The organism is Sediminibacterium goheungense (genome assembly GCF_004361915.1).
In the GTDB taxonomy this organism is placed as follows: domain Bacteria; phylum Bacteroidota; class Bacteroidia; order Chitinophagales; family Chitinophagaceae; genus Sediminibacterium; species Sediminibacterium goheungense.
On the sequence record NZ_SNWP01000011.1, the window covers coordinates 760,837 to 776,265 of the forward strand.

At 43.2% G+C, this 15,429-nt stretch carries 10 protein-coding genes; 5 read left to right on the forward strand and 5 right to left on the reverse strand.

The annotated features are described in order from the left end of the window. Positions 1-226: 226 nt before the first annotated feature. The 5 genes from BC659_RS10990 to BC659_RS11010 all read left to right on the forward strand — a co-directional run bounded on the left by BC659_RS10990 (position 227) and on the right by BC659_RS11010 (position 9,226). The gene (locus BC659_RS10990) at positions 227-1,864 is read left to right on the forward strand and encodes a capsule assembly Wzi family protein (RefSeq protein WP_133474802.1); all 1,638 of its coding nucleotides are present in this window, start codon (positions 227-229) and stop codon (positions 1,862-1,864) included. A gap of 311 nt (positions 1,865-2,175) precedes the next feature. Beyond that, complete coding sequence (locus BC659_RS10995) at positions 2,176-3,579, forward strand: undecaprenyl-phosphate glucose phosphotransferase (RefSeq protein WP_133474803.1); 1,404 nt, start codon at positions 2,176-2,178, stop codon at positions 3,577-3,579. A gap of 181 nt (positions 3,580-3,760) precedes the next feature. Continuing rightward, positions 3,761-5,401: a hypothetical protein gene (locus tag BC659_RS11000; RefSeq protein ID WP_133474804.1), complete on the forward strand. Its 1,641-nt coding sequence runs from the start codon at positions 3,761-3,763 to the stop codon at positions 5,399-5,401. Between the two features lie 460 nt (positions 5,402-5,861). Continuing rightward, positions 5,862-8,144, forward strand: coding sequence for an SLBB domain-containing protein (locus tag BC659_RS11005; protein WP_133474805.1), 2,283 nt, complete (start codon positions 5,862-5,864; stop codon positions 8,142-8,144). Positions 8,145-8,158: 14 nt separating this feature from the next. Further along, complete coding sequence (locus tag BC659_RS11010; protein WP_133474806.1) at positions 8,159-9,226, forward strand: Wzz/FepE/Etk N-terminal domain-containing protein; 1,068 nt, start codon at positions 8,159-8,161, stop codon at positions 9,224-9,226. Positions 9,227-9,657: 431 nt separating this feature from the next. Here the strand turns inward: BC659_RS11010 and BC659_RS11015 are convergent, their stop codons facing one another. Genes BC659_RS11015 through BC659_RS11035 form a run of 5 tightly spaced genes read right to left on the reverse strand, consistent with a single transcriptional unit; the run spans position 9,658 to position 15,215 of the window. Continuing rightward, positions 9,658-10,425 (reverse strand): WecB/TagA/CpsF family glycosyltransferase, encoded by a 768-nt coding sequence (locus BC659_RS11015; protein ID WP_133474807.1) that lies wholly within the window; start codon positions 10,423-10,425, stop codon positions 9,658-9,660. A gap of 9 nt (positions 10,426-10,434) precedes the next feature. Next, complete coding sequence (locus BC659_RS11020; protein ID WP_133474808.1) at positions 10,435-11,610, reverse strand: glycosyltransferase family 4 protein; 1,176 nt, start codon at positions 11,608-11,610, stop codon at positions 10,435-10,437. A 33-nt stretch (positions 11,611-11,643) separates the two neighbouring features. Next, positions 11,644-12,720: an acyltransferase family protein gene (locus tag BC659_RS11025; protein ID WP_133474809.1), complete on the reverse strand. Its 1,077-nt coding sequence runs from the start codon at positions 12,718-12,720 to the stop codon at positions 11,644-11,646. After that, entirely contained in the window at positions 12,713-13,849 is a 1,137-nt protein-coding gene (locus tag BC659_RS11030; protein WP_133474810.1) for a glycosyltransferase family 4 protein, read from the reverse strand. The genes BC659_RS11025 and BC659_RS11030 overlap by 8 nt, the downstream gene beginning before the upstream one ends. Then, positions 13,836-15,215 carry an O-antigen ligase family protein gene (locus BC659_RS11035; protein WP_133474811.1) on the reverse strand — a complete coding sequence of 460 codons (1,380 nt, stop codon included), beginning with the start codon at positions 15,213-15,215 and terminating at the stop codon, positions 13,836-13,838. Before BC659_RS11035 ends, BC659_RS11030 begins: the two co-directional genes overlap by 14 nt. Positions 15,216-15,429 lie beyond the last annotated feature (214 nt).

The window sequence follows — 15,429 nt, forward strand, 5'->3', positions numbered from 1 at the left end:
GCGGCAGACAGGCGCTTTTTTTCTAAGGCCGAATAGAGAGAGAATTTGTCGCAAATTATAAGTTGGCTTTCGATTAACGTATTTTCAAATAATCTAGTACCACCTCTGTGAAACTCTGTGGTTAAAAGTTTTCTCTAGTTTCATAGCAAACCCTTCGACACCGCTCAGGGCAGGCATCTTCGAGTGGACTCATGACAAACCCAGTACCTAGCACCCTACTCTTACTATGCGAATAAAATTTCTACTACTATTTATACTTATCGGTACATACGCTTCTGCGCAGCAGGTGCATAATGACCGGTTGAAGGATTTATTGAGAACTCGGCAACTGGCTGGGGATAGTGCGCTGCAGCTTCGTTCCTTGATGGTGAATGCGGCACAAGTTCATGTGAGTGTGCTGGATATGGATAAGCCGGTGGTGTCGGTGGCCCGTTTGCAAGGCAAAAATTTCTCCTTGGGTGTATTACCCTTGCAGCTGACTCAGCAATATCACGACAAACAACCCTATGAATGGAATGGGGGTAGCTTTTTGCCTTCCAGAGGATATCAAATGCTGGTTAGTACAGGTGTTTATGCCAATTTGGGCAAACATATCCAGGTTCAACTAGCACCTGAATTTACCCGTGCAGAAAACAGAAGTTTTGAAGGCTTCTCCCAACAGCAGGGCGACAGGGCCTGGGCCGATCGCTACCGATTCTGGAACACGATTGATATTCCAGAGTCTTTTGGTAGTGAGCCGCAGGCAGGTTTTTATCCTGGTCAGTCTTTTGTGAAGTATCGCACAAAAAACCTGTCGATGGGTTTGTCGACCGAAAGTCTGTGGTGGGGACCGGGTTACCGGAATGCCCTGGTTATGAGTAATAATGCCCCTGGGTTTTTACACTGGACAGTTGAAACCCATCAACCCATTCGTACCGGTATCGGTAATTTTGAAGGACAGATCATGGGTGGTAAGCTGGAAGCTTCCGGTTTTCTGCCTCCGAGGATCAATAGTGTGTACAACGGCAATTTTCTTTATGTACCCAAACCCAATCAGGACCGTTACATGACAGGTATGGTGCTGACCTGGAACCCTAAATGGACCAAAGGGCTGTTTCTGGGTATTGCCAAAGCTTCTTATCTCTATACCAATGATATTTCGAATCCGCTGGATGTATTGCCTTTTCAGGGTTTTCTGGGAAGGGCCCGCACAGCCAATGAACGCAATGGCAAAAAAGCTTCGATGGGTTCGCTTTTTGTGCGTTACCTGATGCCGGCTGAGCAGGCTGAGTTGTATATGGAATTTGGCAGGAAGGATATTTCGTTGATGCCCTGGAACCTGATTCAGACCGATGCTTACCGCAGGGCTTATGTGGCCGGTTTCCGTAAACTTTTTGCTACCCGTAACAAGGCACATATTCAGTTCATGGCAGAGCTGGCCCAACTACAGGCACCCACGGCAGAACTGATCAGGAGTCCGGACAGCTGGTATACCCATCCTTATGTTCGTCAAGGCTATACCAACAGGGGGCGTTCAATTGGAGCGGGGATTGGGCCGGGCAGCAATAGCCAGACGATGGAGATTAGCTGGGTGAAGGGTTTGAAGCGAATAGGATTACAGTTGGAGCGGGTTCGTTATAACAGTGATTTCTATTACCTGGCTTTTGAATACCTCAAAGATTTCCGCAGGCATTGGGTGGATCTGTCGGCTATGGCGAAGGTAGACTGGCCACTTGGTCCGGTATTTTTATCGGCCCAGCTGGGGCTTATACGTTCCTATAATTACCAGTGGTGGATTGTTCAGTATGATCCCACCAATTATCTGATTCCGGGGAATGAGGTGTTGAATTTTACGGGGAGGATGGGGGTGAGCTACAGATTTTGATGTCGGATGGCAGATCGCAGATGTCAGATTTCTGATGGCTGATGGAGGATGTCGGATTTGGAATGGTAGATGGCAGATGTCAGATGTCAGATCTCAGATCTCAGATTTTTGATTAAGAGGAGTATGCTGGGTATAAAATTTGATAACAGTTGGTTAACAGCCTTCCCTTCGACTACGCTCAAGGCAGGCCTAGTACCTAGCACCCAGCACCCAGTACCCTCCTGCGGGGGCCATATGCGATATTTTTTTTATCTTTCGCCGGGCATCGGAAAGGGTAGAGTTTGTGTCATTGAGAAGATCCAATTATCATTATGCGAAAATCGTATAGCCGCTATACTTTAATCCGATATATTATTGATGCTCCATTGGTGGGGATCAGTTATATTCTTTCGCACAGGCTGGATACGGGGTTTGGATTGTGGGACCGGGTTACACCTCCTTATCTCCTGATGGTGCTTTCCCTGATTTTATGGTACCTCTCTGCTTCCGTTTCTAAATTGTACCGCGACAGAAGATCGAATAAATACTCGGAAGAAATTGTTTTTATTGCCTACACGCTGATCATTTATTCCATCTTCTTCAGTTCTGTTTTGTTTTTCTTTCAACAGCAGGTTAGTTATAGCAGGGCCTTCCTGCTCATTAATGTTGGCTTCCTCTTCAGCTTTCTGGTTTTTACCAAATACATCATCAGAAAGTACCTGCATACTGCCATTTATCAGGGGCGTCTGTACGATAATTTACTCATTGTGGGTGCTACACCGGCAGCTTATGAGTTTTATGAAACGATCAACAAATATTATTACTACGGTTATAAATGCATCGGCTTTATCGACGACCAGAAAAAAGCCATGAATGGCTGCATGTATTATGGCAGTGTGCAACAGCTTTCTTCAGTACTCAAACAGGAAAGGGTAGATGAAGTGATTGTTGCTTTACCCAATGGCCGTACCGAACAGATTCAGGATTGTATAGAAGTTTGTGATTACCATAAAGTGAGGGTGCGTATTCTGCCGGATATTCATCAGTACAGTTCTTCCGCAGTTCAGGTGAACAATATTGGTCAGCTTTCGGTAATCAGTATTCGTGCGCTCCCTCTGGATAAACTGGAGAATAAATTACTGAAACAGGCTTTTGATTTTTTATTTGCACTGAGCTTTTTTGTATTGATCGGCTGGTGGTTATTGCCACTGATTGCAGTTGCTATTAAGCTCAGTTCAAAAGGTCCGGTATTTTTTAAACAGGAAAGATGGGGACTGAATAACCAGCAGATTACCTGTTATAAGTTCCGTACCATGGTGGAAGAGAGCAGTGATACAGATGCGGATGGTAAATACCTGCAGGCCCGTAAAGATGACCCACGTATTACCCGTATCGGTGCTTTTCTGCGTAAGTCGAACCTGGATGAATTGCCACAGTTCTGGAATGTGCTCATTGGTAATATGTCTGTTGTTGGACCCAGACCTCACCCTACACCCTTGAATATAGAAGCGATGCATACAGTAGATAATTATATGCAACGTCACTTAGTAAAGCCCGGTATTACCGGATGGGCCCAGGTGAATGGTTGCAGGGGTGAAACCAGGGAACCCGGCTCGATGCAGCGTCGTGTGAACTTCGACCTTTACTATATTCACCGTTGGACCTTCTGGCTGGATTGCCAGATTATACTCCAAACGATCATCAATATTTTCAGAGGCGATCAGAACGCGTATTGAGATGGCGGATGTCTGATCGCGGATGTCGGATTTGGAATGGCAGATGTTAGATTTTTGATTTTTTTATCTTTTGATTTAGTATTCGTTTGCGGGTTGTGAAGTTTGCAGCAAATTGGCTAATGGCTAACAGCTTATAACAAACCGCGCCCCATTCATTACTCACCATTCACCATTGACCAACATGAAACTCAGTATATTTTCCTTCTTATTTCTGATCACCCTTAACTGCGCGAAGGGGCAGACTGTGTATGAACATCACCGAAGTGATATTTATGAATACCTGTATCGCATGGCGAATAAGGGGTTGGTAAAGTTTGATGACCAGATAAGGCCGCTGAGCAGGGTGTACCTGGCAGATTGTCTTGATAGCCTGGCTTCGCACGCTGACCAACTTACTAAACTGGAAAGAGCTGAACTGGCTTTTTATCAGCGCGACTTTTCGGACAAAGTTGCGGTGGCTGCTATGGATACTGTGTCTACTGCTAAGGCCGGATTCTTTGTTAAAGATGTCTGGAACCGTTGGCGTGGCTTACTCATTAGTGGTAAAAACTTTCTGATGCGTGTGGACCCTGTATTGAGTGGTGGTGGTATCTATGGTTCAGGTAGTGCTTTGCGCACCTTTGGTTCAGGTGCCCGATTGTATGGTTATGCTGGTAAACACTGGGCCTGGCATTTTTCGTTTCATGATGTTACAGAAGAAGGACGTGGTATTGATACGATTCGTAACAATGCTGCTACCGGTATTGTAGGCAGGATTTCTGCCAGCAAAAAAAGCCTCAACTTCAGCGAACTGCGTGGTGGTATTTCCTATACCTGGAACAATGGTTCTATTTCTATTGGACAGGATTATTTATTATGGGGTTATGGACAGAACGGTAGAGCTGTATTGTCTGATAAAACACCTACGTATCCGTATCTGCGTCTCGATTACCAACCTTTGCGCTGGCTGAAATTTAACTATACCCATGCCTGGCTGAATTCGAATGTGATTGATTCTAACCGGAGCTATAATACGGGCGTGGATCCCTTTGGTGGCAAAAGAGATGTATATGTTTCGAAGTATATGGCTTCTCATAGTCTGCAGTTTACACCCGTGAAAGGATTGGATATTCACCTCGGTGAATCGATTGTATATAGCGACGGTATCAAAGCCGGTTATCTGATTCCGATTTTATTCTTTAAGGCCTATGATAAACTGGTGAGTAATGATAATATCAATGCCGGTTCCAATGGTCAGTTGTTTTTACAGATCAGTTCCCGTAATCACCTGAAGAAAACACATTTGTACACTACATTATTTGTGGATGAAGTATTGGTTGGTTCCTTGTTGAACAGCCAGAAAAGCCGTAACCAACTGGGGTACACCCTTGGTGCCAATACCACAGATGTTGGACTGCCTTATCTTACATTGGGTGCAGAGTATACACGTATACGTCCATTTGTGTACCGTAACCTGAATCCCGCACAAAACTATACCCATAACAACTATGTACTGGGTGATTGGATAGGTAGTAATTCGGACCGTCTATTATTCTTTGCAAGGTTTACACCTATACCACGCTTAAAAACCATGCTGCGTTATGAATATATCCGCAAGGGTGGAGCGGGTAATCTGAACCAGCAATATTTTCAGCAGCCCCAACCTCCTTTCCTCTTCGATCTTCAATACAAATCTTCTATCTGGTACGCCGAAGCCACTTATCAGTGGATGCCAGGTTTCTATCTTTATACCAACTACACCCACCAAAGCCGCAATGATGCGGTTACGGGTGTGCAGAGTCAAAACCGCAGGTTTAGTTTTGGATTTCAGCTGGGGTTGTAAAAATGTCTGATGTCGGATCGCTGATGTCGGATTTTTTAGCAGGGTGCTGGGTATTAGGTCTGCCTGAGCGTAGTCAAAGGGCAGGGTCGAAGGAAGTTAACTAATTTGCAATTAGTCATAACTCTATCCAAATCCGACATCCGCGATCAGACATCATCCATTCCCTGCGTAACTTCTGCATCCTTCGTTGCTCTGCGGTTCCTTCCTTCGTCAGGATGACGTCAGGAATCCCACCGCAGAGAACATGAGAACGCAGAGGTTACGCAGAGAAAATATCAGCTAAAATCAAAGATCTGATATCTGACATCTGATATAAGCTACAAGCTACAAGCTCATTTGTAGTAGCTATTATACGACCTGCACCATTCAAAAATCCGACATCAGACATATAATCTGCGATCTGCGATCTGACATCTGCGATTTACTGATATTTGTTGATATTTGTATACGAATACACTTTATGAAAAAAATTATCTATATCGTTGCTGTATGGTTGGCCTGTTTGGTGGCATTGGAAACGATGGCTCAGCGGAAGATTGAGGGGGTAGGACAATTATCCGACCAGCAGCTGGCGCAGTTATGGCAGCAGACCCAGAAACAGGGGATGTCTGAGAATGATGCCATGAAAGAACTGGTGAAGCGGGGGATGAGCATGGCGGATGTGGCTGAGTTTAAAAAAAGACTGGTGCGATTACAGGCTTCGGATAAAAAAATGTTCGGCAAGGATAACCTGATTGCAGATACAGCTTATTTCCTTCGCGATAGTTCCTGGAAATTTGAAGTGCCGGATGTTCGTATGCCTTCTCCTTATTATGGATTCGATTTTTTCAATAATCCTCAGTCGAGTTTTATACCCAATATCAATATGGCTACGCCGGCCAATTATGTGTTAGGTCCGGGTGATGAGATCGTACTCAATATTACAGGATTGAATGAAGTGAGTGAACGGGTAAGGGTAACCAGAGAAGGTAACCTGGCATTACCACATGCAGGTTTTGTACAAGTGAGTGGCTTAACGATTGAACAGGCTACGGAAAGAATCAAAAACAAATTGAAATTACCCTATCCGGCATTGTCGAACGGACAATCCCAATTGCTGGTAACCCTGGGTAATGTTCGAAGCATAAGGGTTACGGTGATTGGAGAAGCGTATGGTCCGGGTGATTATACCATTTCCTCACTAGCCGGTTTCTTTAATGTTTTGTATTTGTCGGGCGGTCCGGGTAAGAACGGTTCATTGCGGGCCATTGAATTGATACGCAATAATAAAGTGGTTAAAACCATCGACTTCTATCAGTTTTTACAAACTGGGTTGATGGATTCAGAAATACGTTTACAGGACAGGGATATTATCCGTTATCCGATCTATCAAAAAAGAGTCACTTTAAGTGGTGCGGTAAAGCGTCCATCGATCTATGAGTTGCTTGAAAAAGAAACCCTGGCCGATTTGATGCGTTTTGCAGGCGGATGGGCAGATATGGCTTTTCGTGGTGCTGTAAAAGTAGCACAGGTTGGTAAGCAGGAGCGACTGTTCAGGGATATTCCTGAAACGGATCTGAGCTATTTTATACCCCGTGACGCGGATTCTGTTTTTGTAGATAAAGTACGTGAACGTTTTCTGAATCGTGTTATGATTGCCGGTTCTGTGGTGCGCCCGGGTAATTATGAACTTACAGATGGGCTCAGTTTATTACGTCTGATACAAAAGGCCAATGGTTTAACCGAAGATGCTTTTGTAAACCGTGGTTATATCAAAAGGCAGGCACCTGGTACAACAGAACCCTTATTGGTATCATTCAATGTGCAAGAACTGTTAGCAGGGAAAACGGCTGATATCCCTTTATTCAGAGAAGATTCTGTGGTGATACAGTCACGCAATGATCTTATTTCTCAAATGAGTATTACCGTAGGTGGTAATGTTCGCAACCCGGGTACCATTCTGTTTCGCAAGGGCATGAAGCTGGAGGATGCTATTTTGCTCGCAGGTGGTTTTACCAATGATGCTGCTACCCATAAAGTAGAAGTATCGCGGTTGCAAAAAAATAATGCAGATACTTTAGCCAATCGCTTACTCACTTTATTTACGGTGAATGTAGATTCGGCATTGGATGCCAATAAAACTTCTATACAGCTGGAACCGCTGGATTATATTTTTGTTCCGAAATTATTGAACTATCAATTACCGGGCAGTGTAAAACTGAGGGGAGAAATTTTATATGCAGGTGATTATGCACTCGAGAGAAGGGATGAAACCGTAACAGAAATGTTGCAGCGGGCAGGAGGCATCAGTCCGTATGCAACCATGCGTGATATTCAGGTGTTCCGGAATAACCTGCGTGTAGCTACCGATTTATTTGCATCAGGAGAACGTTTTGTGTTATTGCCCAATGACAGTATTTATATTCCCCGCAGTACTAATTTTGTAGAAGTAAAGGGTGCAGTATTCAATCCGCAGATATTGAGTTATGATGCTGGTAACCTGAAATCCTATATCGCCGATGCAGGCGGTGTTACAGATAATGGTAACCTGAAGAAAGCGTATGTTCAGTACAGTAATGGTATCAGCAGAAAAACCCGGAAGTTTTTATTCTTCCGTTCCTATCCGAAAATATTGCCGGGTAGTAAAATCGTGATACCCGAAAGATCGGCTACCGAGCGAAGAGGATTGTCTATTATTGAAATCAGTTCATTAACCGGTACCTTAACAGCACTGATTAGTTTGATTGCTGTATTGCGGAACTAAAACCAGGAGTCACCATGCAACAGGAGCCCATATTACCACAAAGTATTAATGATGATCCGCCATTTTCAGTGACCCATGAATTGCAAAATTTGTTCAGGCTTATTGTACAGGCTTTGCAACGCTGGAAATTATGGGGCAGCTTCATGATCGTAGGCATGGTGTTGGGCGTGGTGTATAGCTTTATTAAACCTGTTACTTACGAAGCAAAAACCGTTTTTGTAGTAGAAGAATCGAAGTCGGTAGGTGGTGGGTCACTGATGTCGGCTCTGGCCGGACAGTTTGGTGTAGATATAGGTAATTTATCCGGTGCCAGTGGCATATTGGCTGGTGATAATGTATTACAACTGCTGAAAAGTGAACAGCTGATTCGAAAAACTTTACTGAGCTGGTACGATAGTGCAGCTAATGTAACACTGGCAGATGAATATGCCCGGTTGTATGGTTTTCAGCAGAAATGGGGCAGTAAAATTTCCAAACCTGTTTCTTTTGCGGTCTTAAGAAAAGGCTCTTCCAGACTGGAAGATAGTTTGCTGAAAAAAATGATTGAGAAGCATATTCAGAAAGAATTGGCTGTTGCCAAACCGGATAAGAAAATGGGTTTTTTTGAAATGAATGTTAAGATGCGTGGCGAAGTAATCAGCGTATTGTTTTCTCAACGCTTACTGAAATCTGCTACCGATTTTTATATTGAAACCAAAACAAAGCGTTTATTAACCAATGTACACCGATTACAGGTTAAGGCTGATAGTCTACTGTATATGTTGAACCGTAAAACCTATTCAGCTGCAGATGCCAATCGTTTACTGCTTGATATCAATCCGGCTTATGCCAATCCAGAAGTGTCGGCTGAGATATCGTCGAGGGATAAAGTGCTGCAGGGAACTATTTATGCTGAAATACTAAAAAACCTTGAGATCAGTAAAACATCTCTCATACAGGAAACACCTACGGTACAATTGGTGGATGAACCTGTATACCCTTTAAAGAACAATACATGGTTATGGTGGGAAGGTCTACTGTTTGGTGCAATAGCTGGCGCAGTTGTGGGAATGGGATTGGGAGTGGTACTTTCGAGGAAGTAGCTATTAGCTTTTAGGGATTAGGTGTTAGGTATGAAGTATTAGGCTTGCCCTGAGCTAGATGTCGAAGCGTTTAAGAGGATTAAAAAGTGAATTAATCCTTGGATACAAATAATACAAAAAATACTTTGTATTATTTGTATCCAAGGATTTTTTTATACCTAAAAGATACCTCCTCGCATTCACCGATCAAAGATCGGCGTTCTCGTCGGGATGACGGTTAGGGGGGAATATGTGAGGGGAGATTGTTGTGATGGCTTTGCCATCACAACAATCTCCCCTCACATCCTAAATAATGATTAGTGCGTCATCCTGACGAGCATCCCGATTGTAAATCGGGAATTGCGAGGAAGGATATTTTGCAAGGGTGGCTGAAAATGTTATTAACCTCAGGTCAAACCTAGTACCTAGCACCCAGCACCTAGTACTAATGCCTAACGCCTCCTCCACTTCTGGCGTATAATCAATGGAAAAAAAGCTGGGGCCTCAATGATGTAACGGCGGTAGAGGCGGTGGGGTTCGCGGTAGAGACGATAGAGCCATTCCAGGCCAGCTTTTTGCATCCATACCGGTGCGCGGGGAATTAAGCCCGCAGCTACTTCAAAAGCACCTCCTACACCAATGGCTATGCTTACATTTAATTGTGAGAGATGTTCTGCGATCCAGTAGTCCTGCTTGGGGGCGGTGAGGCTTACCCATAGAATATCCGGTTCTGCCTCATTGATCATCCGGATCATTTTGTCATTCTCTTCTTTACTGAATTGTTCTGCAAAGGGTGGACTGTATACGCCCTTAATTATTGTTCCTGGAAATTTATTTTCGGCCCACTGCTTCAAACTTTCCCCAACACCTTCTTTTGCACCCAATAAGAACTGACTGTAACCTTTTTCTGCACAATGTGCCATATACTGTGGCAAGAGATCGAGTCCGGTAACCCTTCCCTTTAATTTTCCTTTTCCTAAAAAAGAAGAAGCCCATATTAATGGCACGCCATCACAGAGTGTGAGATCGGCATTGTTGTAGAGTTCCTGTAATGCGGGATTATTGGCTGCCCATACTACACAGTTTACGGGTGTTACACATACCCGTTTTTTTGCGCCAGCTTCGATCCATGTGTCCAGTAACTGCATGGTTTCCTGCAGGGTTATATTGCTGATGCCGGTTCCGGCAATATTTATCTTAGGGGCTGATGACTCGTTCATGCAATTTCTTTAGGGATTCATACTAAGCTGGTATGCTTTCATCAACCATTGATCGTGCTGTTCAATGGTGTAGTGTTGCTGAAAAAAATCATAGGCATTGGCAGATAATCTGTTTTTTTCTTTCAGATCCATTTCATGAAATAAGGCAACGATGCGTAAGAGTTCGTCTGGATGAAGCGCATCATACAAGAATCCATTTTCATGGTGCCGTATCATTTCTTTCAGGTTTTCTGAAAGGGCAGCTATTACAATGGTGCCTGCCTGTTGTGCCTCAATAACGGTCAAGGGTAATCCTTCAGGCCAGATGGATGGAAAAATCAGGGCCTTACATTTTCGGTATAGTTCCTGTAAAACGGGTTTGTTTACTTTGGGCCGGTATTGTATCCATTCATCGGTTTGTGTGATGATCCATGATGCCAGCGGGCCATCACCCACCAGTAATAAGGGAATCTTTTGTCCTTTCACCGCATTGATCAATCCCACAATTCCTTTTTCAGGAGACATGCGTCCTGCAAATAGAAAAAAATCTTCTCGCTGATCATAGGAAGTGGGTGGGATGGTTTCTTGTAGAAAATTGGGTTTCAACATGATCTTATCAGCAGGAATACCTGTAGTCATCAGAGATTGCTGTTGAAGTGGATTGAGCACCAGAAACTGATCTACTTTATGCTGCCAGGTTCCTATGCGGCGATGCCATACGGTGGATGCCGCCAGCATACGTGAAAGAAAACCCGAACCTTTAAAACATTTGCGGGCAATACCTAAAGCAAAACTTTTTTGTTGCTGGCAATCCATACAGGTTGTCTGGTTATAGAAGAAAAAACCATTCAAACAAAAAAGACGGTAGTTGTGCAGGGTAAATACGGTTCTGGCACCAGCAGCTTTGGCTCCCCAGAAAACAGCCGCAGATGCACGGTAATAAAAATTGTGTACATGCACCACCGGTATGCTGTATTTTTTTACCAGTTTATATACTTTGATGGCTGCAGATAGATTGAAAAATACTGATAATGCATTCAACCAGCGTAATATGGGATTGCCAATGGTTTCGTTGGAAAAAAACAGGGTATGTACCTGCCATCCTTTTGTGGTAAGAAATTCTATTTCCTGCTGCACAACAGTGTCTTCTCCACCTTTCTGGAGGTAGGTATTGTGAATGAATAGTATGGCAGGTGTATTCGACATGGATATCTTGCACTGGTAACCTGTGGTGGTTTGTTATTTGATTTGTGAACCAAACTTTTTTCTCAGTGCTACAAATGGCTTTTCAACCAGGTAGTACGAAGATAGGGTAAGAATGATGACCATTAACCAGAAACAGCATTGCCACTGTAACGCATAGGATGGGAACCACTGGCTCGTGATTTTAGCGGCTACCCAATGAAAGAGGTATAAACTATAACTGATTTTTCCGATAAAGATGAGCCAGGGATGTGTGAGTGCACGTACTAACCATGTATGCGTATTGGTTTGTAAAAATGGCAGTATCAAGAAAATGCCGATACCCTGTGTGGTAAACTGAAAAAGTTGTTTATACAAAAAGTAAGGAATGAGTAATGAGCATAATATCAGCAGGCAACCCATGATACATACCGTTCTTTGCTGCAGCCACTGAAAGAAGACTTTATGATATTTGATTACCAATGCACATAAGCAACCCCACAGGATGGAGTCCATACGGGTGTGTGATGAAAAGTAAATGCGTCCCGCAATATTTTCAGCTCCTTTAATACTGGTATATATCTGCCACCTGAATGCCAGTGCTGCCATACAAAGTGCCAATACAATAATTATAAAACGGCGCAATTGTTGTTGATCTATGCGTTGCATACATATGCTGAACAGAAAGGGGTAGAGCAGGTAGAAATGTTCTTCTACCGATAAGGACCATAAAATATCGAGTATGCGTGAGCAATCTTCTACAGGTACACGATACCATCCGATATAATAATTGGTATAATACAATAAGGCACCTGTAATATCGTGCAGGGTAAGGCTGCATTGTAGCAAGGTAGTAGCTGCTACACTTAGTAAGATCATCACCAGCAGGGCGGGATACAAACGAAAGAACCTGCGCAGGTAAAAATGGGAGAGATGTATATGTCCGTCTTTTTCTTTTTCTTCCAGCAATAAAGAGGTAATGAGGTAACCACTGATGAAGAAGAATAGTGTTACGCCCAGTTTTCCGGGAATGATTTTTTCCAGACCAGCATGTGAAAGTACCACCAGTAATATGGCAACACCTCTGAGACCATCTACATAGGGCAGGTAACGTGATGGATTTGCTTTAGCCATGTGGTACTGTTTTTTTGAAAAGGGTCATTAATTTTTGGGCCGCATCTTCCCATGAAAAATCTTTGAGGCGAAGCTTGCCTTTTTGAACCATTTCTTTTCGTAAAACTTCATCACTCAATACTTTTTGCATCAGCAATGCCAGTTCTTCCGGTTGTGTAGGATCAAATCCTATTACTGCGTCGCCTCCCACTTCGGGTAAACAACTGTTATTGGCCACGAGTACCGGTACCTGAAAATGAAAAGCTTCCAGCACGGGTATGCCGAACCCCTCGTTGAGAGAAGGGAATACATAGAGGTCTGCATGTTGATAGAGCTGGGCCACATATGTATCGGGCAGGTATCCCGTTTGGATGATTCTGTTTTTATAAGGGCTGTTTGCTATGGCTGCTTCAATAGCTGCAGTATCATCTGAATCCTGTTTTCCGTTTCCTTTTCCTGCCAGTACCAGCCGCCGGTTCATATCTCCTTTTGCACAATAACGATCGAATGCATTAATGAGCATGGGCAGGTTTTTTCTCTTTTCCATTACACCTACATGTAGTATATAGGGTTGTTGTATGATATCATGTATCTGTTCAGGTATGATTGTTTCAACTGTTGCAAATGTTTTGGGACCCGGTGTTATGGCTATGAGTTTTTCTAATGGAATACCCGTGTAATGGTGCACCTGTTGACGTGCATATTGAGAGGTTACCATAATGCTGCTGCATTTTCTGGCACCGGGCATAGCTATCAGGTGAAATAGTTTTCGCCACAGCACATTATAGTGTTGCGGATACTCAAAGAAAAAAGCATCGTGAAAAATTTCAATGCAGGTAAATCCGGGTTGTATGAGTGGTACAAAATAGTCTCCACAGAAAACAATATCGCATTTGTTGCGCCAGGCTTTCCAGGGTAGCATTACCTGTTTCCAGTACTGGTATCGTATATGGCCCCATATGATCTGTACTTTTTTCTTTCCGGCAGGTATATCATAAGGATCGTCAAGAAAAACAAATTCAACGGTGGGGTCCGTATTGTTTCGGAATTGTTTGCAAAGTTCTTCCCAAACGGTTTTCTGTCCGGTCTTGGCTACACGCAGGTCACGGATATCGATACCGATTCTGATAGTCGTTTTACGCTGCTGCATCTGAGAAAACAATGTTTTTTGTCTTAGTAATATCTTCCATGGTTACCAATAAACCAGTACAGAACCAGGTGAAATAGGAAATATACACATAAGCTTCTACATTGGCTGTTAAGGTCGGAATGATGAGTCCGATTTTGGTGAGCAGGATGCAGAGTGCCAGTCTTTTTATTTTACCAGTGCTTCTTTTGAATACCCTGATGCTATATTGAATGATCCATATATAGAGTGCGAGATAAATAAGCATGGCGATGATGCCGGTTTGCACGCCGATGATGATAAGCTGGTTTTCGCCACCAATATTATCACCGGTGGTGGCTGCTACTCTTCCAGACATGCCAAGTCCGAGACCCAGCGGATTCGTAGATATGGCATTTAATCCTTCCAGCCATTGCAATACGTGAAAAGCGCTAGAGTTATCCGTGAAATTAATGGTGGTGATCACCAGTTCATAAATATCTCCCTTTATGTAGAATGCGATAAAAATGATGGCAGCCAGTAAAGCATAATGAAATATACGTAGCCATTGTCTTTTACCGGTGATGATGGCATAGAGATACAGGATAGCAAAATAACTTACCAGTGAGGCCCTCGAGATGGCAAAGAAAATAGCCAGTGTGCTGGTGATCAGTGTGATGAAAATGATACGGTTCATTTTAATACGGTGATCGTCTGTGGTAACAACAGCCAGACAGGCAGCCAATGTAAGGATCATATTGGCGCCCAGTTCGAGTGGTCCTCCATAAAAGCTGGCAAATCTTTTTAGTCCATTGCTGGTTTCAAAGGTCCAGCTGAGCCCGAAATTACCGGATGGTTCTGCGCCAAAAAACCGTTCATTGTATTCTGCATATCCGGTGAGTGTTTGCAGATGCTGGTATTGCCATACTTCCCAACCCAATACGATGGTTGCCAGAATAGCCACCAGACAGATATAATGAAAAATATGTTTCATGGGCACCATCTCCGGTATCATGTAACGGCCGGTAAAATAAATCAGCGGAAAAAAACTGAGTCCCTTCAGTGCCAATAGCTTATCAACGAATCCAAAATTACCTAGTGGGAACAGTACATATAGAAAAGTATAGAGCAGGTAAGCGATCATGAGTTTATCAGGCAGCCGTAATACAATCACTCTTTTTTTCACAAATACCAGCCAACAAAGCGTAATCAGAACAATCAATTCTTTGAATGACTGAAAAACAGGTACCAGTCTCTCAAATCCGTATTGATAAGTGAGGGAGAGGGATGTAAAATAAATAGGAAGACCGATGACAAAGAATACCAGTATATACTGGGGCTGTTTTTTCAGCAGGCGATACAAGGCTTGCAGAAAAGAGAACAGGTATATACAAGGTAACAGAAATAACATGCATGTACTTTTTTACCTGAATAACTGTTCCGGCTTTTGCCGGAACAGTTGCTTCTAGTTATTTGAACCAGAGGTTTAAAAAAAGATAGATACATTATGCATCTGTCTAATGTTTTTTTCTAATATCTGCAAGATATGATTAGGTGGTTTAATCTCAAAACCAAGGTTTTAGGTACTGGTACTAGGTGCTGGGTACTGGGTTTGTGAATGTATT